The sequence below is a fragment of the Streptomyces sp. NPDC053673 genome (genome assembly GCF_055585225.1).
This window is the reverse complement of the sequence record NZ_JBVJKN010000003.1, coordinates 103,082-123,246: the sequence shown is the minus strand read 5'-3', so window position 1 is coordinate 123,246 and position 20,165 is coordinate 103,082. Positions and strand designations below refer to the sequence as shown.

Annotated in this window: 16 protein-coding genes and 2 pseudogenes; 7 read left to right on the top strand and 11 right to left on the bottom strand. The window is 69.2% G+C overall.

The window, feature by feature from the left end:
- The 3 genes from ACZ6ZQ_RS06430 to ACZ6ZQ_RS06420 all read left to right on the top strand — a co-directional run bounded on the left by ACZ6ZQ_RS06430 (position 1) and on the right by ACZ6ZQ_RS06420 (position 4,734).
- The gene (locus ACZ6ZQ_RS06430) at positions 1 to 3,318 is read left to right on the top strand and encodes a sarcosine oxidase subunit delta family protein (protein WP_469767425.1); all 3,318 of its coding nucleotides are present in this window, start codon (positions 1 to 3) and stop codon (positions 3,316 to 3,318) included.
- Positions 3,311 to 3,904, top strand: coding sequence for a sarcosine oxidase subunit gamma (locus tag ACZ6ZQ_RS06425; protein WP_469767424.1), 594 nt, complete (start codon positions 3,311 to 3,313; stop codon positions 3,902 to 3,904). The genes ACZ6ZQ_RS06430 and ACZ6ZQ_RS06425 overlap by 8 nt, the downstream gene beginning before the upstream one ends.
- A 446-nt stretch (positions 3,905 to 4,350) precedes the next feature.
- Positions 4,351 to 4,734 (top strand): hypothetical protein, encoded by a 384-nt coding sequence (locus ACZ6ZQ_RS06420; protein WP_469767423.1) that lies wholly within the window; start codon positions 4,351 to 4,353, stop codon positions 4,732 to 4,734.
- Between the two features lie 59 nt (positions 4,735 to 4,793).
- On the opposite strand, the gene ACZ6ZQ_RS06415 is transcribed toward ACZ6ZQ_RS06420, so the two are convergent.
- A complete protein-coding gene (locus ACZ6ZQ_RS06415) occupies positions 4,794 to 7,175 on the bottom strand; it encodes a SpoIIE family protein phosphatase (RefSeq protein WP_469767422.1) in 2,382 nt (793 codons plus the stop codon).
- Between the two features lie 78 nt (positions 7,176 to 7,253).
- Positions 7,254 to 7,559: pseudogene (locus tag ACZ6ZQ_RS06410) on the bottom strand (ATP-binding protein); the annotation flags it as partial.
- A 16-nt stretch (positions 7,560 to 7,575) separates the two neighbouring features.
- Between ACZ6ZQ_RS06410 and ACZ6ZQ_RS06405 the strand changes: the two are divergent.
- A pseudogene (locus ACZ6ZQ_RS06405) lies at positions 7,576 to 8,135 on the top strand (ISAzo13 family transposase); the annotation flags it as partial.
- A 30-nt stretch (positions 8,136 to 8,165) separates the two neighbouring features.
- On the opposite strand, the gene ACZ6ZQ_RS06400 reads toward ACZ6ZQ_RS06405, so the two are convergent.
- From ACZ6ZQ_RS06400 to ACZ6ZQ_RS06390, 3 genes are all read right to left on the bottom strand, one after another.
- Positions 8,166 to 8,474 carry a hypothetical protein gene (locus ACZ6ZQ_RS06400; protein WP_469767421.1) on the bottom strand — a complete coding sequence of 103 codons (309 nt, stop codon included), beginning with the start codon at positions 8,472 to 8,474 and terminating at the stop codon, positions 8,166 to 8,168.
- 147 nt (positions 8,475 to 8,621) lie between these two features.
- Positions 8,622 to 9,029: a golvesin C-terminal-like domain-containing protein gene (locus ACZ6ZQ_RS06395; protein ID WP_469767420.1), complete on the bottom strand. Its 408-nt coding sequence runs from the start codon at positions 9,027 to 9,029 to the stop codon at positions 8,622 to 8,624.
- Positions 9,030 to 9,164: 135 nt separating this feature from the next.
- A complete protein-coding gene (locus tag ACZ6ZQ_RS06390; protein ID WP_469767419.1) occupies positions 9,165 to 9,671 on the bottom strand; it encodes a DUF6624 domain-containing protein in 507 nt (168 codons plus the stop codon).
- Between the two features lie 594 nt (positions 9,672 to 10,265).
- Between ACZ6ZQ_RS06390 and ACZ6ZQ_RS06385 the strand changes: the two genes are divergently transcribed.
- Entirely contained in the window at positions 10,266 to 10,658 is a 393-nt protein-coding gene (locus ACZ6ZQ_RS06385; protein ID WP_469767418.1) for a RidA family protein, read from the top strand.
- Positions 10,659 to 10,995: 337 nt separating this feature from the next.
- Entirely contained in the window at positions 10,996 to 11,760 is a 765-nt protein-coding gene (locus ACZ6ZQ_RS06380; RefSeq protein ID WP_469767417.1) for an alpha/beta fold hydrolase, read from the top strand.
- A 587-nt stretch (positions 11,761 to 12,347) separates the two neighbouring features.
- On the opposite strand, the gene ACZ6ZQ_RS06375 is transcribed toward ACZ6ZQ_RS06380, so the two are convergent.
- Positions 12,348 to 14,327 (bottom strand): galactose oxidase-like domain-containing protein, encoded by a 1,980-nt coding sequence (locus ACZ6ZQ_RS06375; RefSeq protein WP_469767416.1) that lies wholly within the window; start codon positions 14,325 to 14,327, stop codon positions 12,348 to 12,350.
- A 373-nt stretch (positions 14,328 to 14,700) separates the two neighbouring features.
- Here ACZ6ZQ_RS06375 and ACZ6ZQ_RS06370 point away from each other — a divergent pair, with 373 nt between their 5' ends.
- Entirely contained in the window at positions 14,701 to 16,965 is a 2,265-nt protein-coding gene (locus ACZ6ZQ_RS06370; protein WP_469767415.1) for a Dyp-type peroxidase, read from the top strand.
- A 230-nt stretch (positions 16,966 to 17,195) separates the two neighbouring features.
- Here ACZ6ZQ_RS06370 and pqqE read toward each other — a convergent pair whose 3' ends face one another.
- From pqqE to pqqA, 5 genes are all read right to left on the bottom strand, one after another.
- Positions 17,196 to 18,290 carry a pyrroloquinoline quinone biosynthesis protein PqqE gene (gene pqqE, locus ACZ6ZQ_RS06365; RefSeq protein ID WP_469767652.1) on the bottom strand — a complete coding sequence of 365 codons (1,095 nt, stop codon included), beginning with the start codon at positions 18,288 to 18,290 and terminating at the stop codon, positions 17,196 to 17,198.
- Between the two features lie 25 nt (positions 18,291 to 18,315).
- Complete coding sequence (gene pqqD, locus ACZ6ZQ_RS06360) at positions 18,316 to 18,600, bottom strand: pyrroloquinoline quinone biosynthesis peptide chaperone PqqD (protein ID WP_469767414.1); 285 nt, start codon at positions 18,598 to 18,600, stop codon at positions 18,316 to 18,318.
- Entirely contained in the window at positions 18,597 to 19,313 is a 717-nt protein-coding gene (gene pqqC, locus ACZ6ZQ_RS06355; protein WP_469767413.1) for a pyrroloquinoline-quinone synthase PqqC, read from the bottom strand. The genes pqqD and pqqC overlap by 4 nt, the downstream gene beginning before the upstream one ends.
- The gene (locus ACZ6ZQ_RS06350; RefSeq protein ID WP_469767412.1) at positions 19,310 to 19,639 is read right to left on the bottom strand and encodes a hypothetical protein; all 330 of its coding nucleotides are present in this window, start codon (positions 19,637 to 19,639) and stop codon (positions 19,310 to 19,312) included. The genes pqqC and ACZ6ZQ_RS06350 overlap by 4 nt, the downstream gene beginning before the upstream one ends.
- Before the next feature lie 163 nt (positions 19,640 to 19,802).
- Entirely contained in the window at positions 19,803 to 19,958 is a 156-nt protein-coding gene (gene pqqA / locus ACZ6ZQ_RS06345; RefSeq protein WP_469767411.1) for a pyrroloquinoline quinone precursor peptide PqqA, read from the bottom strand.
- Positions 19,959 to 20,165: the final 207 nt, after the last annotated feature.

The window sequence follows — 20,165 nt, the reverse complement described above, 5'->3', positions numbered from 1 at the left end:
ATGCTGCTCATCCCATGCCCCTGGTGCGGACCCCGTGACGAGGCCGAATTCCATTACGGCGGCCAGGCCCACGTTCCCTATCCCGAGGACCCCGCTGCTCTGACGGACCAGGAGTGGGCCCGCTACCTCTTCTTCCGCGACAACCCCAAGGGCCCGTTCGCGGAACGCTGGAGCCACGCGGCCGGATGCCGTCGCTGGTTCAACGCTGTGCGCAATACGGCGACGAACGAGATCCTGGCGGTGTACCGAGCGGGCGAGCCGCGCCCGGAACCAGCGGCCTCCCTCTCAGCCGGTCCGGTGTTCTCAACCGGTCCGGGGGATGGGCAGGCCGGGCCGCGCCGTCCAGCCCCTCCGGCGTCTGAGGAACCGGGGGTTCCGCCACGCCCGCAGGGCGCAGGGGGCGGGACTGGGGGCGGAGTCCCCAGCGGGGTCCGGGGCGATGCCCCGGTTCCGGGAAGGGGCGGGGCGGGGAAAGAGAGTGCTCTCCCCGCGCCCGGCTCGACCCAACCGTTCCGGCTGACCACCCGCGGCCGCGTATCCCGGGACGAACCCCTCACGTTCACCTTCGACGGCACGACATACCAAGGCTTCCGTGGCGACACCCTCGCCTCCGCCCTCCTCGCCAACGGGATCATCCAGGCCGGCACCAGCATCAAGCTCGGCCGCCCGCGCGGCATCTTCTCCGCCGGAGTCGAGGAACCCAACGCGGTCGTCCAGATCGAGGAGCCGTTCCCCGAGCCGATGCTGCCCGCGACCGCCGTGGAGCTGTACGACGGGCTCGTCGCCGGCAGCCTCCCCGGTCAGGGACGGCTCGCAACCGAGCCCGACCTCGCCCGCTACGACGCCGTGCACGCCCACTGCGACCTGCTTGTCGTCGGCGCGGGACCGGCCGGACTCGCGGCCGCGGCCGCCGCCGCCCGCAGCGGGGCGCGAGTCATCCTCACCGACGACCAGCCCGAGCTGGGCGGCAGCCTCCTCGGCACAGGCCGGCTCCTGGACTGGGCGGCCGAGACCGAGGCGTTGCTCGAAGCCGCACCGGAAACCCGCATCCTGCGCCGCACCACCGTCTTCGGCTACTACGACGACAACCACGTGCTCGCCGTCGAGCGTCGCACCAACCACCTCGGCGGGGGCGCCCCCGAGCACGTCTCCCGCGAGCGGGTCTGGCGCATCCGTGCCCGCCGTGTCGTCCTGGCCACCGGAGCACACGAGCGTTCGCTGGCCTTCGCCGACAACGACCGCCCCGGCGTCATGCTGACGGCCTCGGCCCGTACGTACGCCAACCGTTACGGCGTTCTGCCCGGCCGCCACGCCGTCGTCTTCACCACCAACGACAGCGCCTACGCGGCCGCGCTCGACCTGGCGGCGGCGGGCGTGGACATCGTGGCCGTTGTCGACACCCGCCCCGAACCCGGGGATTGGGCGCGCCGCGCCCAGGACGCCGGGATCGAGGTGCTGGCCGGGCATGCCGTCGTCGGAACCGAGGGCGGGCAGCGGCTTTCGGCGGTCACCGTCGCCCCGTACGGAGAGTCGGCGGGGCGCCGTGAGTTCGCCGCCGACCTGCTGCTGGTCTCCGGCGGCTGGAACCCCGTCGCGCATCTGTTCAGCCAGGCGGGCGGAAAGCTGCGCTACGACGACACCCTGGGCACGTTCGTTCCCGACGCCTGTGGTCAGGCGGTCGAGGTCGCCGGCTCCGCAGCCGGCGTCTTCGATCTGGCCGGCGTCCTCGCCGGGGGTGCCGACGCCGGTGCCCGCGCGATCGAGGCCGAGGGCTATGTGGCCGACGCGCCCGCGCTCCCGGTGGTCGACGACGAGCCACAATCGCCGCCCATGCACGTCTTCCTCGTCCCCGGCGCCGCCGACGCGCCCCGCTTCGTCGACCTCCAGCGTGATGTCACCGTCGACGACCTCGCCCGTGCGACCGGCGCCGGTATGCGTTCGGTCGAGCACACCAAGCGCTACACCACCGCCGGCACCGCCAACGATCAGGGCAAGACCTCCGGCGTCCTCGCCAGCGGCACCGTCGCCCACCTCCTGGGCGTGGACGTCTCCGCCCTCGGCACGACGACCTTCCGCCCTCCCTACACCCCCGTCTCCTTCGCCACGCTGGCGGGACGCGACCGCGGCGACCTCCACGACCCCGTACGCGTCACCGCCCTGCACGACTGGCACGCCGACCGCGGCGCACTGTTCGAGAACGTCGGCCAGTGGAAGCGGCCCTGGTACTACCCCCAGGACGGCGAGGACATGAAGGCCGCAGTGCTCCGCGAGTGCCGCGCCGCTCGCGAGGGCGTCGCCTTCATGGACGCCTCCACCCTCGGCAAGATCGACGTGCAGGGTCCTGACGCCGCCGTCTTCCTCGACCGGCTCTACACCAACATGATGAGCACCCTCAAGGTGGGCATGATCCGCTACGGCGTCATGTGCAGCCTTGACGGCATGGTCTTCGACGACGGCACCGCCATCCGGCTCGCCCAGGACCGCTTCCTCGTCACCACCACGACCGGCAACGCGGCCGCCGTCCTGGACTGGATGGAGGAATGGCTGCAGACCGAGTGGCCCGACCTGCGCGTCCACTGCACCTCCGTCACCGAGCAGTGGGCCACCGTTGCCCTCGTCGGCCCCCGCTCCCGCGAGCTGCTGGCCACCCTCGCCCCCGAACTGGCCGTCGGATGCGACGACTTCCCGTTCATGGCGTGGCGCGACACGACCGTCGCGGACATCCCGGCCCGGGTATGCCGGATCAGCTTCTCCGGCGAACTGGCCTACGAGATCAACGTGTCGCCGTGGGGCGCCCGGGCGTTGTGGGAGGCGCTGTACGCGGCAGGGAGCCCGTTCGGCATCACCCCGTACGGCACAGAGACCATGCACGTCCTGCGCGCCGAGAAGGGCTATCCGATCATCGGCCAGGACACCGACGGCACAGTCACCCCGCAGGACCTCGGCATGAGCTGGGCGGTGTCCAAGAAGAAGCCCGATTTCGTCGGCAAGCGCTCCCATGCACGGGTTGACACCCTACGCCCCGACCGCAAGCACCTCGTCGCCCTGCTCCCGGAGGACCCGGACTCCTTCCTCCCCGAGGGCACCCACCTGGTCACCGACAGCGTGCTCCCCGAGCCGCCGGTGCCGATGCTCGGCCATGTCACCTCCAGCTACCACAGCGCGGCGCTCGGCCGGACCTTCGCTCTCGCCCTGATCAAGGGGGGTCGGGACCGCATCGGCGAGCGGCTGTTCGCGCCCGTGGGCGACCGCCTGGTACCCGTGACTGTCGCACGTCCCGTCCTCTACGACCCCGAGGGAGCCCGCCGCGATGGCTGACACCGCAATCCGCCGCAGTCCCCTGGCGCACGCCGCCGGCCGCTTCGCCGCCGTCAACCGCTCCTCGGGCGGCGACCTGCGCCTGGCAGAACTGCCATTCCTCGCCCAGGTCAACGTGCGGCTCGATCCCAAAGGGCCCACTGCCGACGCGGTCGGGCTCACTCTGGGGCTCCAACTGCCCCTTGAACCCAACACCGTCGTACACGCCGGTGACCGCTACGCCCTCTGGCTCGGCCCCGACGAATGGCTCGTCGTGGGCCCGCCCGGCAGCCGGCCGGGTCTGGAGGGCCAGATCCGGGCGGCTTGCGGAGACGAGCCGGCAGCGGTCACGGACGTCTCCGCCCAGCGCACGACCCTGCTCGTCTCGGGCCGGCACGCCCGCGACCTGTTGGCCCACGGCTGCCCGCTGGACCTGCACCCGCGTGCCTTCGGTCCCGGGCGCTGCGCCCAGACCACCCTGGCCCGCACGCAGATCGTGCTGGTTGCACGGGACGAGGCCAGGGCGGGGTTCTGGTTGCTGATCCGTTCGTCCTTCGCCGGGTATCTGGCGGACTGGCTGCTGGACGCCGCGTCGGAGTATGTCTGACCCGTGCGCTTGGTCCGGACGGACCGGGGCGCAACCCTGGCGGCACTGGAGTAGCTGAGCCCTGGCCGGAGCCGAGCGTGCGATGGCGGGAAGACGCAAAGGGCGGCACCATCCCCAGGAATGCGAAGATGAGTGAGTCCTCACTCCGCTCACTTTTCCCGTACTCGGCTGCCTGTGGATGGCAGCCGACCAAGATCTACAACTACGGCTGGAGTACCAGAAGCAGCCCAGCTGCCTCGGCGAGTACGACACCAGCAGGTTCTTCGTCTGCTGGTGGTGGAGCGATCGCGCCTGCTTTGACCGGGCAAAATGACGGCGATCGAGGCGAGTAGCGGGACGTTGGCCCGGGAATGGTCCGGATCTTCGGGACCTCGGGCTCAGCGGAGGTCGAAGCGTTCGAGGCTCACCACCTTGTTCCACGCTGCCACGAGGTCAAGCGCGAATTCGTGCGAACGCTGACCGGAATCTCGCCGACGGTGACGGTGTGCCTGGTGCCGTCCGACGGGATGTCGGCGCGCGCGGCGGCGTCGAAGCGGCGGTCGAAGGAGCCCGCCGACTCGCGGGGCCGCACGGCGTGTCCGGGCAGCGGCGGCGCGGCCACCGCTTCGTCGCGGCGGCGCTACTCGGTGGCCACCAGGTCGTCGGACTACGCCCGGTTCCGGGAGAGCGTCCGGCACCTGGATCCGAGTGAGGCGAGCGGAAGACGGACGGCGGGCAGAGCCCGTGCCGGGCCCGATGAGCGGATCGGGCGCAGGGTAAAAGGGGAGTCGGACGAGGAGGTCTCCGTCTGCAGGCACGATGCCGCCCTCGGTCAGCAGGACCGTGCGTGACCGGCGAGGTGCGGATTGCCGCGGGCTGCGCTCAACGGGGCATCCGGCCCCTGACTCGGTCAGAGGTCCTTGGGGATGGCCAGCTCGGCCCAGATCGTCTTCCCGGAGGAGGTGTACCGCGTGCCCCAGCGCTGGGACATCTGGGCGACGAGGAACAGGCCGCGGCCTCCCTCGTCGTCCCGGCGCGCTCGCCGCAGGTGTGGTGCGGTGTGCGCGCTGTCGGAGACCTCGCACAGCAGGCAGCGATCCCTGATCAGCCTCAGCACGACCGGTCCGGTGGCGTACCGGATGCCGTTGGTGACCAGCTCGCTGACCACGAGTGCGGCAGTGAACGACAGCTCGGACAGGCCCCAGGTCCCCAGTTGGCGCTCAGTGAGCGTACGGGCCTGGGCCACCACGGCCGGGTCGGACGGCAGCTCCAGGTCCGTCACCTGGTCGGCGTCGAGCCGCCGGGTGCGGACGAGCAGCAGCGTGGCGTCGTCCACCTGTGGTCCGGGCGGCAGAGCCGACAGCGCCCGGTCACACAGTTCCTCCAGCGGGCATCGCTGCCAGGTGAGCACCTCGGCCAGACGGTCGATACCGCTGTCGATGTCCTGGCCCCGATCCTCCACGACGCCGTCGGTGAAGAACGCCAGCACGCTGCCGTTGGACAGGTCCAGCTCGACGTTCTCGTACGGCAGGCCGCCCAGCCCCAGGGGCGGTCCCGGCGCCAGAGCGGACATGGCCACCGAGCCGCTCGCATCGGCCACTATCGGCGGGGGATGGCCTGCGCTGGCCCAGACGCACCGGCCGCTGACCGGGTCATAGATCGCATACAGGCAGGTCACCACCATCGCCTCGCTGCTCAGCCCGTCATCCGCGTCGGGCTCCGATTCCTGCGCGACCAGGTCGTCCAGCCGTGTGAGCAGCTCGGCCGGGTCCAAGTCCAGCAGGGCAAGGGTCCGTACGGTGGCGCGCAGCCGGCCCATGGTCGCGGCGGCGTGCATACCGTGGCCCACCACGTCACCTACAGTCAGTCCCACTCTGGCCCCGGACAGCGGGATCACGTCGAACCAGTCGCCGCCCACGCCCACGCGGCTGTCGGCAGGCAGGTAGCGGTACGCAACGTCGACCGCGCTCTGCTGAGGCAGGTGCCGTGGCAGCAGGCTTCGCTGCAGTACCAGGGCTGCCGCATGCTGGCTGGTGTACTGGCGGGCGTTGTCGATGCCGACGGCGGCCCGCTCGGCCAGCTCCACGGCGAGTGTCTGCTCCTCGGGGCCGAAGGGGTCGGGGTTGCTGTTGCGCCGGAAGGTGGCAAGGCCCAGAACGGCCTCGCGGGTGAGCAGCGGGACGTACAGGCAGGAGTGCGAGGCGTCCGACCCCGCCTCGCCCGGTGCCCCGGGCGGGGAGGCGTCGACGACGCAGCGGCCGTTGGCAAGGCTCAGAGCCTGCGGCGACGAGGGTGGGTAGGAGACGGGACTGGTCCCGAACTCTTCCGGGGTCCGGCCGTGCATCCGCAGCAGACCGTGTCCCGGCGCCGAGCGCGTCGGCGGCTGCCGTCCCTCGATGACCGCCGGGTGCAGATCCACCAGAACCTCGTCGGCCAGCTGCGGTACCGCCACGTCGGCAAGTTCCGCAGCCGTACGACGCACGTCCAGCGAGGCACCGACGCGCTTTCCCGCCCGCACCAGGAGCGACAGTCGTTCCTGGGCGCGGTAGCGGTCGGTGATGTCCAGGGACTCCTCGAAGAGCCCCAGCGGTTCGCCTCGGGCGTCCAGCAGCCGGTGGTAGGAGCAGGACCAGACGTGCTCGCGCACCGGGTCGGCGGGAGCGCGCCCGCGGTAGTGCATGCCGACGATCGGTTCCCCGGTCGTCAGCACGTGCTGCATCACCTGGTCCTCGTCCGGGGGGTGGTGCCGGGAGATGAATTCGCCTTCCGGAAAGAGATCCGCGGCCGGCCGACCGGTGTACTGGGCGATCCCTCCGAGCTCCAGATCGGTGGAGACGTTCCCCCAGACGACGCGCATGTCGGTGTCGAAGATCGTCAGGCCCACCGGGGATTCGGTCGCCAGGCCCTGCAGCATCGCCAGTTGCGCCTCCCAGCTGCGGAGCGCCTCCAGTTCGGCAGCCACCACGACGGCCGCGGCGCCGCTCCGGTGCGACAGCGGGCTGAACGCCACGGCCGCGCGCACTGTGTGTCCGTCCCGATGGCGGAGGTCCAGGACGATGGTGCGGGTCTGGTGCGCCTTGCAGAGGGCGGACAGTCGCTGCCCAGAGGTCGTCGCCAGCAGCCGGGCGGCCAGCTGGCCGAGTACTTCCTCGGGAGAATGTCCGAGGAGGCGCTGGGCCGAGGATCCCCACCCGACGATACGGCCTTTGTCGTCCAGCACCGCGGTGGCGGCCTTGGAGAGGTCCAAGGGACTGTGGAAGTCCACGTTGGCCGCATTCGGAAAACGATCCATGACACCGCTTCCCTTCGTGCTCCCCCAGCATCCCGTGCCGCAAGACGGACGACAACCGCACGTGCGATGTCCCCCTGATCACACAGGGTGACCGCCGAACACTTCCCGGGTGCGACGCTCGACGACGCCTCGGCCGATGGTGGCCTCAGCGGGGCAGTGGCTGTCGCCCTGCGTGAGGACCACGTGGGCGTGATACAGAAGCCGGTCGACGGTCGCCGTGGCGAGGGTCTTCGGCATGATCTCGTCGAATCCTGACGGGTGCAGGTTGCTGCTGACGCCCAGACTCCGGCGTTCGTATGCGGCATCGACCAGCCGGTAGAAGCCGTCGGCCGCGTCGGGCAGGAGCCCTATGTCGTCAACGATGATCAGGTCGGTTCGGGTGATCTGGGTGACGGCTTTCAAGACGCTCGAGGGCAGCCAGCACGTGGACCGGGATGCGCAGTTCCGTTACCTCAATGAGCAGGCCCGCGAGCACCGGGACGCCGGCGAGCCAGTCATCAGCGTGGACACCAAGAAGAAGGAGCTCGTCGGCGAGTTCAAGAACGAGGGCCGCCAGTGGCGGCCGGTCGGTGATCCGGTGTCGGTGAACATGCACGACTTCGCCGACCACCGGTTGGGGAAGGCGATCCCGTACAGGGTCTACGACCTGGCGGCGAACACCGGCTGGGCCAACGTTGGGACCGATCACGACACCGCAGCGTTCGCCGTGGAATCGATCCGTCGCTGTTGGCACGGCCAGGGCCTGCCGCCTACCCGCGCGCGACGCGGCCACTGATCATCGCCGACGCAGGCGGGTCCAACGGCTACCGCACCCGGGCCTGGAAACTCGAACTGGCCGCGTTCGCCGCCGAAACGGGACTGACTTTCACCGTGTGCCATCTGCCACCCGGGACATCGAAGTGGAACAAGATCGAGCACCGCCTCTTCTCCCACATCACCATGAACTGGCGGGGCCGCCCACGCTCCGCTCGACGACGCGACCTGCTACGGTCACCGACTCCTGCCGGCCGAACGGACCTTCTTCTCCGTGGTGTTCATTAACGCACCGTCGAGGTAGTACGTGTAGTCGACGGTATTGCTGTTGGCCTTGGTCTCCTTCAGTTTCTGAGCACGGTCGGTGTACGTGTACGACGTGACCTTGGGGTCGGCGTCCGTCGCGCTCTTGCCGACCGACACCGTCTTCACGAGCTCACGCAGATCGTAGGTGTACTTGGAGTACTGGTCGGGGTGGGTGACGCTCTCCACCTGACCGTTGACGTCGTACGTGTACGACGTGGCCTTCTTCTCCTGACCGGACAACGCTTCAGCACCTTCTGCACTCGGTTGAGGGCGGTGTAGGTGATGTCGTACGCGTCGACCGTCGCGCTGGAGGACGTATCGTCAATGGACGTCATGTTGCCGTTGACGTCATAGGCATGGACGAACGAGCGCTTCTCGCTGTCGGTCTCACCCGTGGTGTCGCCGGACCAGCTTCACCCCGTCCGCGACCACGACGCCGCCGGCGTTCTGCTCTAGCCTGAGTGTGGCGTCCTCACCCTGCCTCAGCCCGTGGGACCCGACCGCCACCCAGGTACCGGCAGAGGCGTTCTGATCCTTCGTGACCGGCGTCTCTGTGGTTGTGCCGTGCCTGAGGGTGCACTTGGCACTCGTCGCGGCGCCTGTCTCCTTGGGACACCTCACGTACGCGGTGTACGTGCCGTCCTTCGGAAGGTTCAGCGTCCACGTGAAGGCGTCGGTCCCGCTTCCCTCACTGTGGGTGCGCTGATCGTACCCATGCTGCCCGGTGAGGTCGCCCTTTGCCCAAGTGCCGGTGGCCGAGGTGTTCTGGGAGTCGGAGTTGTCGACCAGAACCACCGCGCTGCTGACCGGTACACCGTCGTCCGACGTGGACTTGAGCCTGCCATCCGGGTACTACGACCACGTCATGGTGCGGTTCTCCTGCCCACGGCAGGTGAGCCTCGGGGCATGACCCGCCGGACGCGGCCGGCGTCAGGGCATTGAGAACTTGGCAACGTACTCGTCGAAGGGCTCGATGCCGACTTCGACGCGGAGTTCGTCCATGCGCTGGGGCTCTTCGCAGGGCCACGGAACCGGTGCTCCGTCCTTCACGCCAGCGATCTGTGTGCCGTAAGTCTGTTTGCGACCTTCATTGACGCGCGTGCGGTCATGCAGAAAGGCCAGCTCCCGCGGGCTGGCCGCGCCTGCCGACACTGCCTCCTGCATCAACTGGAGAGCGTGTCGCTGAACGTCAAGCTGCCGGTCTGCGTGCTGGGCGATCAGCCACGCTGCGCGGGCGGCCTCCTCGCCGACCCTTTCCGCCGTCGGCCAGCCGCACTCATCCATGATCTCGCCGAGTCGGTCACCATGCCGCGCGGTAAGCCGGCGCCACGCCAGCTGGTCGGCGGGATCATCGCTGTTGGCGTGGATTGAGGACTGGTGATCGGCCGCGGCCATGGCGGTGAGTTCCTTCGCCAGCGCGGCAATGTCGTGCGCCACTCTCGACTCCCAAATCAGGTCGGTACGTCGTGTTCGGTCCCCGTAACCCTATGAGTGCATAACGGGCGTAAAGATCATTCCGGAGAACGGTGACAAGCACCTCCGCGGACCGCGATAATGGATCTACGCCCGAACGCCAGAGCCGGATCGTCCCGGTGCCCTGGAAGACGTAGGTGCGCTTGTCGTATCGCGTGGGTGCGCCACGAGGCGCTATGGAATCGAGTGAGGTGAGAGACCTTCACCGCCGGGTTGTCGCAGCAATTCGGCTGAAGCTGGGGGCAGTTCGGCTCGGGGGATGCCGAGTCGGGCGGTAAGCAGCCCTGACAACGTCGGGACGGGCTGGCACTGCCAGACGGTCCGGGTCCGGCTAGCGAGACGGGAAGGTGCACGCGAGGAATCAGTGCTTGACGCCCCGTAATGACGACACCGGCTCGAACCTGGCGGATCTGGGCCGGATGCAGTGCACGACCACCGCTGGCCGGTGGTCGACTCCGAGGAAACAAGGGTCGCCCCGGGAGCGCCAGAGTCCTCGTCCGGGCGGTGATGCCGGGGCGGGCCTGTTTCGAAAGTACAGTGATCTGGGAGCATGGTGCGATGGATCATGTTCGGCAGATAGTCAGTTCCGGTTCGCCACTCGAACCCGAAATCGGGTTTTCCCGGGCAATCCGTAAAGGGGCGCACGTTGCAGTCGCTGGGACTGCTCCCATCGGGGACGACGGGACGACCGTGGGGCGAGGCGACGTTTATGCCCAGACTGTCAGGTGTCTGGACATCGCAGAGGTCGCACTGAAGGCGACGGGGGCGTCGCTGGGGGACGTCGTGCGGACCCGCATTATGCTCACCGACGTGACTCGTTGGAAAGAAGCCGCGCGAGCGCACGGAGAGCGGTTCGCGTCTGTCCGTCCGGCCTGCACCTTCGTCGAGGTCTCACGTTTCATCGATCCTGAATGGCTCGTTGAGGTGGAGCTTGATGCCATCCTCGGCTGACTCCCGAAAGTGCCGGTCACAACCACTCGTTGATGGCTGCGATTAGCGCAGTGGGTTCGTAGTGGACGGCGAGCTTGATGCCCCTATGGATGTCAAGCGGTGGCTGGTGGGGGTGCCACCTTGCTTCTGGGCGGGACGATCGTCCTCAAGGACCTCGGCCATCTCTCCAGGTGTCACACCACACCAAGGCCACCCGCGGACCGGCGAACACGCCACCCGCGAGAACCTGACCAAGCCCTACGAAGTGCTGTGACCGGGGTGGTTCGCGGGGTTGATGGGCGAGGTAGTGGAGGTGCTCTTCGGTTGGGGCGAGTAGCCGCTGTATAAGATCTTTCGGATGACGCTCTCTCATGACATGGCCGGAGACGGTCCTACCGTGGTGCTCTTGCATTCCGGGGTGTGTGACCGGCGGATGTGGGATGCCCAGTGGCTGACCTTGATCGATGCCGGTCATCGGCTGGTGCGCTGTGATTTTCGAGGCTTCGGTGAGACTCCCGCTGCGGACCGGCCGCACAGCGATGCCGAGGATGTGCTGGCCCTCCTGAACAGTCTCGGCATCGCGCAGGCGGCATTGGTCGGGTCCTCGTACGGTGGGCATGTCGCCTTGGAGGTCGCTGCGCGGTGGCCAGACAGGGTCGGTGCACTTGCCTTGATCTGCTCCGCCCTTCCCGGGCATGAACCTTCCGCCGAACTGGACGCGCTCGGCGAGCGCGAGGAAGCACTGATCGAGGCGGGGGACATCGCCGGCGCGACGGAACTGATGGTCGATACCTGGCTCGGTCCGGTCGCCGACGAGACTGTCCGCGAGGCGGTACGCCAGATGCAGCGGCACGCCTTCGAGCTGCAGATGTCTGCCGCTGAGGAGTTCGAGCCGATCGAGGCCGAGATTGATCTGGCGGCAGTTCAGGCTCCCTGCCTTGCCGTGTCGGGCGCGCATGATCTGGCGGACTTCCGGCAGATCGCTGCCCGGCTGCCGGATCTGCTCGCGAACGCCGACCACGTTGAACTGCCTTGGGCCGGTCATCTGCCCAGCCTGGAACGGCCATCGGCCGTTAACGATCTACTGATCAACTTCCTCAAGAACACAGTTTCCGCCGGTTGACCCTGCTCACGGCATGCCCAGTCACGCGGCGTTGGCGACAGGGCGTCCGCCCCAGCGGATGCCCATCGGGCAGAGACCACAGCGGCCCGTGCTCCAAGTGCCGCCCGCGACGGTCCACCGAACCGGCCGGTGTAACCCGAGACGAACTGCGCGAACAGCGTCGCCACCGAACCCAGAGGCTTCTCGATCACGCCCGGTCGCGGCGCTGAGCGCTGCGGTGGTGGCATAACCGCCGACGGCGACCTTCCGCCGACGCGCGGGGTCGTCGGCGAGGACGCCGCCGCCGAAGCGGGCCGCGCCGGCCAGCGTCGGAGACGCCCTCGATGGTTGCAGTGCGCGGGGTGTGCCAGCCCCGCGGGTGCGTGTCCCCCTCGGCCCCCACCGCAGAGTGTCCGGCGCTTGTGGGAGCCCCCTGCGGCTGCGCCGCGGGGGGCTCCCAGGGGACCAGGGTGAGCAGGGTCTGAAGGCCGCGAAGGAGCAGGCCGGACCGCTGCCCGAGCAAGTCAACGTCAACTTGGATCGTGGCTACGACAGCGACAGGACCGGGACCGTGCTGTCGGAACTCGGTTTCCTACTGCCGGGCCGTCTCAGTCGGTGGCCTTCGGCTTGCCGCGTGTGGCACCGGTGGCGGTGGTCGTGGGGGGCTTGAGCTGGACCCAGCCCGCCGTACTCGGCGCGCCCTCCTCGTTGAGGAGGAAGAGCATGTAGTAGCCGGGCGGGGCCGCGGCGGCGGTCGGCGGGGCCTGGAGTTCCAGGAAATTCCCGCTGCGGCTCTTGACGCGCAGTTCGAGGTGGCGCTGGCTGGTGTTGATCGCGTGGGTCGCGGTGGTCGGTGCCAGCAGGACGGCGCGGGTGACGTCGTTGGGGGTGTTGGTGCTCACCGTGATCTTCTCGTTGTAGCCGACGCTGGGGTTGAAGATCAGGCCGAGACTGGGGCGGCTGCCCTGATGGAGGTAGGCCGGCTCGTAGATCTCGATGCTGCCGTTCATGTTGTCGTTGATGTCAGGGTCGTTGGCGAGCTGCTGGAGCTCATCACCGGTAATCATGATCCGGCCGTCAGGGAGTACCACAGCGTTGGAGTGGTAGCCGCGCGGCAGCCGCTGAACGGGACCGAGCTTCCAGTCCCCGTTCTCGTCGCGCAGTTCGGTCTGGCGGTACTTCAGGTCGGCGTTGGGGTTCTTGTCGCCGTTACCGTAGTCGCGGATGTCGAAGGCGCCGTTGACGGTGAGCAGATTGCCGTTCGGCAGGAGCAGGGTGTCGTCCTGGGTACGGCCGAAGGCGCGGGGCTTCTCGGTGTTCCACTTGCCGCCGGCCAGGCGGTAGGTGTTCGGGTCGTCCCGGTCGCCGCCGAGGATCAGGACCGAGTCGGGGCCCCTGAAGCCGGCCGGCAGGGGCACGGCGGAGCCGTAGTTGCGCCTCCATTCCCCGCCGTCCGGGCCGGGCTTGGCCTTGTTGATGTCCGGGCGGGCCGGCAGGTCGGTCTTGGTGTCGGCGGCGGTGTCGAACAGCCACTGCTGGTCGGGGGCGCGGCCGAGGCCGTAGACCTTCCCGTCGCGCAGCGAGAACAGATGCGGGTAGTCCCACTTGAACGGGGCTTCGGTCTTGAGCCGCTCCACCGCCCAGCCGATCGGCTTGACCGTCTTGTCCACGGGGACCGTGACGCCCGCGGCCGGGAAGCGCTCGACGATCGGGGTGGGGGTGCCCCAGCCGAGCTCCGACTGGCCGGACATGATGATCTGACGCCCGTCGGCTCCGGTGACCACGGTCGGGTACCAGCGGCCGACCGCCATGTCCTGGTTCAGGTACCACTCCTCGGTCCAGGGGTCGAAGACCAGCGACAGCTTGGCGCCGGTGCCGCCGTTGCCGCCGAGGTTGCCGCCGAACACGCCGAGCATGCCGTTCGGCAGGTAGGAGTGGCCGGCGCAGAAGAACGGTGCCGGGCGGGGCTCGTTCTTGCCGTCGGGCATGTTGATGACCGGCGGCTTGCGCTCGGTGAACGCGGTGGGGCCGGTGCCCTTGGACGGGTCCCAGACCCAGGCCCGTCCGGCGTTCTCCTTGCCGATGGTGTCGGTGGGGGCCGGCTCCTTCTGCGGGTTGGTCTCGATCCGTTCGAAGGAGAACAGGAGGACCTTGCCGGTGGGGAGCATCGCGATGTGGGCCGCGAAGTCCGGGGACTGGAAGTACTCCTTGAACGTGCCGAACTCGGTGGCGTCGAAGGATGCGTTGGTCGTGGCCTGCGAAGCGGTCAGCGATTTGAGTCGCTCGGTCCGGGTGGTCTGCGGGTACTCGCCGACGTCGGCCATCGCCATTCTGGTCCGGGCGTGCGCCTCGGCGTGCTCCTTGCCGAGCGCCGCCGCCTCGTCCGGGTCGGCCGTGACGGGAGCGGTCGCGGCCCGGGAAGCTGGGGCGGCCGGGAATGCCTCGTCGTGGTCTCCGTGTCCAGGGTGTGCGAGTACGGGGCCGGCAGCCGCCAGGGCAGTGGATACGGCCATCGCGGTGACGGCGCAGACCGAGATCGCCGTGGCGAGTCTTCGACGTGCGGTCACGGGAGGATTCGTGCGGGACATGCGACTCCTTGTGGGGGGAGGGCTGCGCGGGACAGCGAGCGTGCAGCGCAGGTCACCGGCTCCGACGGGGTGATGGCCGAGGGAAAGGCCACGGTGGTGCGGACCCCGTTCACGCGCAGTGACGAGACTCAGTCTTTCGTTGTGGCATGCACGATGTCGCGCCGAAGCCCGCAGGTGGGTGAGCCTGCCTTCTGAGAATGCCTCAGCACCCGTGTGGTGCACGGCAACTGATGGGGTGGGCGGGTGCTCCCGGGCGGGTTAACCGGAAGTCCGATTACTGGAAACGCTCGACTACGCTCCGTAAATTGACTACGTTCCGCATGTAGCGATCACTGTTCGTAACCACAGGGGGTCGATCCTTTGGGGAGAGAACATGCCGAACGATCTGAAACTGCGTGAGAGCGACGACATCCAGGGCGATGTGATCGCGGGCTTCAAGAAGGACCAGATGACGCTGCTGTTCCTCAAGTTCGAGGACGCGGCGCGGGCACGGACCTGGGTCAAGCGACTGGAACCGCAAATCTCCACCACCAGACAGGTGGCGACGTTCAACGCCGCCTTCCGCAAGGCCAGGGAGGCCTCGGGCGGCGATGACCCGAAGACGCTGAAAGCCACGTGGCTCAATGTCAGCTTCACCTACGAGGGGCTGCGGGAGTTGACCGGCAAGGACCCGTTGCCCTCGGTCGAGGCGAACAGCGGCCTGGAGGCCTTCAAGCAGGGCTCGGACAAGCGGGCGCTGGGCGACACCGGCGACAGCTCACCGGAGAAATGGCTCTTCGGCAATGGCAAGGGGCAGGCCGTCCACGCCGTCCTCACCGTCGCCTCCGACACCGTCCAGGACCTCCAGGCGGCGGTCACCGAGCAGCGCGAGGCATGCGCCCAGGCCAAGATCGTGATCGTCTTCCAGCAGAACGGTGCCACGCTGCCGGGCAGCCGCCGCGGCAAGGAGCACTTCGGCTTCAAGGACGGCGTCAGCGAACCCGGTGTGCTCGGCTTCGACGAGCCGGACCCGGCCAAGCCCCAGTACGTCAAGGGCAAGCACGGCACCCGGCTGATCCCGGCCGGAGAGTTCGTCGTCGGCCACGACCGGGTCGACGGCGTGCCGCACGAAGCACCCGACTGGGCCAACAACGGCACCTTCCAGGTGGTGCGCCGGCTCGCCCAGGACGTCCCGGGCTTTTGGGCACAGGTCGCCGTCCAGCTGAAGGTGCTCAAGAAGGCCAAGGTGGTACCGCCGGAGGCGACCACCGAGTGGCTGGCCGCCCGCTTCGTCGGCCGCTGGCGCTCCGGCACCCCGGTTGCCAAGTGCCCCAACGCCGATATGCCCTCCAACGCGCTGGCCGGCGAGGAGAACGACTTCGGCTTCCGTAACGACCCGGAGGGCTACACGACCCCGCTCTTCTCGCACCTGCGCAAGACCAACCCCCGGGACGGCCTGCAGGAAAAGCCTGGAGACCCTCCGTTCGACGAGAAGCCGGTGATGGACCGCCGCCGGATCATCCGCCGCGGCGCCCCGTACGGCGCGCCCTTCGATCCCGCCTCGGAGGGGCCCGGCGGGCCCGACTCGCCGCGCGGCCTGCTGTTCGTCTGCTACCAGTCGGACCTTGTGCAGCAGTTCGAGTTCATCCAGAAGTCCTGGATCGACAGCACCGGCTTCCCGCCCAACCGGCCCAAGAAGCCCGGCCCCGACGCGATGGTCGGTGCCTCCGGCACGGTCAGCTACGAGACCCCCGGCGCCACCACCGAGCTGAGCCTGAGCCAGTTCGTCGTCACCGAGGGGTCGGTCTACGCCTTCGTACCGTCGCTGACCACGCTGCGACTGCTCGGCGACGGCCGACTCACCGACAAGCTGCCCAGCGACGTCCGCCCGACCGACGCTTTCCTGCCCATCCCCGACCTGCAGCGGGACAAGGGCAAGAGCTGGTACTGGGCGTACGGAACGGGCAGCGCCGGCCCGGTCTGCCGGACCATCTCCATCGCCGACGGCGACGAGCACCAGGACGTCCGCGAGCGCCCCGACCGGCCGCTGACCACCTGGCCGTGCTACGCCGGGGTGACCGGGGTCGACGCGGTCCTTCCGGTACCGGACGAGCAGCGGATCAACGGCCGCAGCCGGATCTGGCTGTTCCACACCACCGAGGGCCGTCAGGTCTACCGGCTGATCTCGATCGCCGACCGCGCCGAGTCCGGGCTCCCACCCGACCAGACCGCCGCGATCGACCGGCAGGACCGCCCGATCTCCGCCTGGGCCTCGTTCAGCGGCATCCAGCAGCTGGACGCCTTCCTGCCGGTCCCCGACATGCAGCGGGTGAACGGCAAGAGCTACTACTGGCTGTTCCACACGCTCATGGGCCGTCAGGTCTACCGGCTGATCTCGATCGCCGACGGCACGGCGCACCAGGACGTCCTCGAACGCGGTGACCGCGGGCTCGACCTGTGGCGCTCGCTCGCCGGGATCACGCGGGTCGACGAGTTCCTCGCAGTCCCGGACATGCAGCGGATCAATGGCCTGAGCCTGTTCTGGACGTTCCACCAGGACAAGTTCCGGATCATCGTGATCCGCGACGGCAGCGCTCACGACGACCAGATCACGGTCGAGGACCGCCCGCTCACCGTGTGGAAGTCACTGACCGGCTGACCATGACGAGTACGGCAGCACCGCGGGCGAGTCCTGCTGGCAGCGGGGGCAGCCGGACGCCCTCCCAGTCCTCCGCTCCATGAAGCGGAGCCCGGCAGGCGCGAGCAGTGCGGCCATCTCGGTATCAGCGAGCGTCACGGACGCGCAGTAACCGCAGGCCAGACCGTCCTGGGCCCGTCCCTGCGACATCATTGCGCGGCCAAGATGAAGAGCCCCGACCCTCGCACAGGTCAGGCCCTGCTCCATTCCGCCTTCGTCTCACTCTCGGCGCGCAATGCCCCTGGCCTGCGGTACACATAGCCCGGCGCATCTGCGCCGGCCTGTGCTGCCGCGCGGATGAGGCCGTGGTCGGGCGACAGCCGGCACGCCGGGTCCGCACGGGCGGCGTCGCCCGTCAGGGCGAATGCCTGGCACCGGCAGCCGCCGAAGTCCTCGTCGCGGCGCAGGCAACTTCGGCACGGTTCACGCATCCAGTCGGTGCCGCGGTACCGGTTAAAGGCATCGGAGTGCTCCCAGATCCAGGCGAGCGTCCGGTCGGCGACATTCGGCGCGTCCAGGCCGGGCAGTGTCGCAGCCGCCGGGCAAGGCAGCACGGTGCCGTCGGGCGTGACGGTGAGCGAGACCGCGCCCCAGCCGCCCATGCACGGTTTCGCCTCGCCTGCGACATGGTCGGGTACGACCCACACCAGCTCGGTTTGGCCGGCCAGCCGCTCCCGCCAGCGCCGTACCGCGTCCGCCGCACGGGACACCTGATCACGACTCGGCATGAGCGCGGCACGGTTGCGAAGGGCCCAGCCGTAGAACTGCGTGTTGGCCAGCTCGATACGGTCCGCTCCCCAGGCCAGCCCCAGTTCCACCACGGCGTCGATGGCATCGAGGTTGTCGCGGTGCAGCACGACATTGAGGCCCAGCGGCAGACCCGCGTCCCGTACCAGCGCCGCAGCCCGTGCCTTGACGTCGAACGACCGGCGCCCGGCGATCCGGTCGGAGGCCGACGGGTCGGCGTGCTGCACCGACAACTGCACGCTGCGCAGCCCGGCCGTCACAAGCCCGGTCAACCGTGCCTCGTTCAGTCCGTGCCCGCTGGTGACCAGCTGGGTGTGGACGCCGGCCGATTCCGCGGCGGTGACGATCGCCGCGAGGTCCGTCCGCAACAGGGGCTCCCCGCCGGACAGATGGGTCTGCACCACTCCCAGGTCCCCGGCCTGCCGCATCACCTCCTGCCACTGGGGCGTGGACAGCTCGCGGGACCGTCGCGTCAGCTCCAGTGGATTGGAGCAGTAGGGGCAGTGCAGCGGGCACGCGTGGGTGAGCTCGGCGAGCAGTGCCCAGGGGGGGGCGGTACGCCGGTCATCTCAGCCAGCCCTCGGCATGCAGCCGCTGCAGGAACACGGGCACGTCGGCGGCCACCGGGGCACCGGGGAAGCGCGCCGTCAGTTCGCCGATGATCCGGCGGACGTCGCGCTCGCCGTTGCAGAGTCCGAGGATGTCAGCGGCGCGCCCGGACAGGACCAGGATCCGCTCTGGCATGACCAGCAGGTCACTGCCGCGTACCCGGTCGTGCCCGAGTACGACGGCCAGGGCGAGCCTCGGGCGCCAGAGCAGTCGCGTCTTCCGGGCCGCGGCCGTGGTCATCGTGGGTCTTCCGGCCGGGCGTGGTCCACGGCGTCCAGCAGCGACCACAGCACGTCGCATTTGAACGCGAGCGCCGCCACCGCCCGTTGCTGCTCGGCCCTGCTGCCTGCCCACCGAAGGACCAGAGCCAGTGCTTCACCGCTGTCCCGCCGGCCCTGGGCGACACGCGCCCGGAAGTAGGCCAGCCCGTCGGAGTCGATCCACGCATAGTGCCGTTCGAACGCGTCGATGCGCCGCCGCATGAGATGCGGGGCGGACAGTTCGGTGAGCGAGGCCGCGACTGCTTCCAGCGGGGGTCGCAGTCGGCAGAAGTTGACGTATCCCTCCACCGCGAGACGTACCCCCGACAGCACGCCCAGGCCGGACAGAAGAACCGCCCGGTCCAGGCCGGCCGCCTCACCCAGCCGCAGCCACCGCTCGATGCCGCCCTCGTCGCCCTCGCGTCCGTCGTGGTCCTCGATCCGGCGCAGCCACATGCGCCGCAGGTCCGGTGAATCGAGCTTGGCGGTGATCAGGGCGTCCTTGACCGGAATGCACTGCTGGTAGTGGAAGCGGTTGGTGATCCACCGCCGTACATCCGTGGGGCTCAGCTCGCCTTCGTGCATCCGCACGTTGAACGGATGGCGGTCGTGATAGCGCCGTTCGGCCACCGCACGCAGCTGCTCCTCGAACTCCGTCCGCCCCCAGGGCCGTTCCGTTTCCACGACGGTCACAGCACGATCTCCATTCCGTCGGCAGCCACCTCGATGTCCAGCCGGGCCAGCATTTTGTGCTGCGGAGCCGCGGGGTCGACAAGGGGGTTGGTGTTGTTGAGGTGGGTGTACAGACAGCGCGCCCGCAGGGCGGCGAGCCGCCGTGCGGTGCCGTGCGGTCCGTCGATCGGCAGATGCCCCATGGCCGTCGCCGTACAGGTCGCCAACCCCGCCCGCCGGGGCTCGTCGTCGACTCCGGCCAGCGGTGTGCGGCGCTGCTCGGGGCCCGGGTGCAGGGCGGGGCAGTCCTCGATCTGGTCCGCGATGTCGGGTGTCGCGTTGATCACGTACCAGCGGCCCTCCTCCGCCCGGACGGCGAGTGAGGCATGGCGGCGGCGTCGCCGCAGGTGTGCGCGCCCCGGAGCATCCCCGACAGGCGCAGTTCCATTGCGGTACGCCGCCGCCGGCCGCGGTACCGAGCACCAGGAGCTGCATGGCGCCGTGGCGACGCTATCGGGTGGCCAGAGAGTACGCCGTGACTTCGAGCGCAGTCTCCACGATCGCGTAACCGGGCGTCTGCCAGGCCTCGTTCTCCGCGTACGCGGGCGCTTCGGGGCGAGGCGCCCGCTCGGGCCCTGCCGTCGGTTCCTCGGTGTCGTGCGTCATGACCTGTTCCCTGACCTTCGGGCGACGATGACGTTCCTCAACCCCAGCATCCGCGGCCTGCGGCACCCGGGCAACGCAGCGCGGCCGGGCGGGTGACCCCCGGGCCTGTCTGATCATCCGTCAGCCGGTGCCGACCTACGCTCCCGGTGAACAGTGCCGAGGCTTCCGGAGGATGCGCAGTGTCCACTCTCACGACCCGCCGAAAGG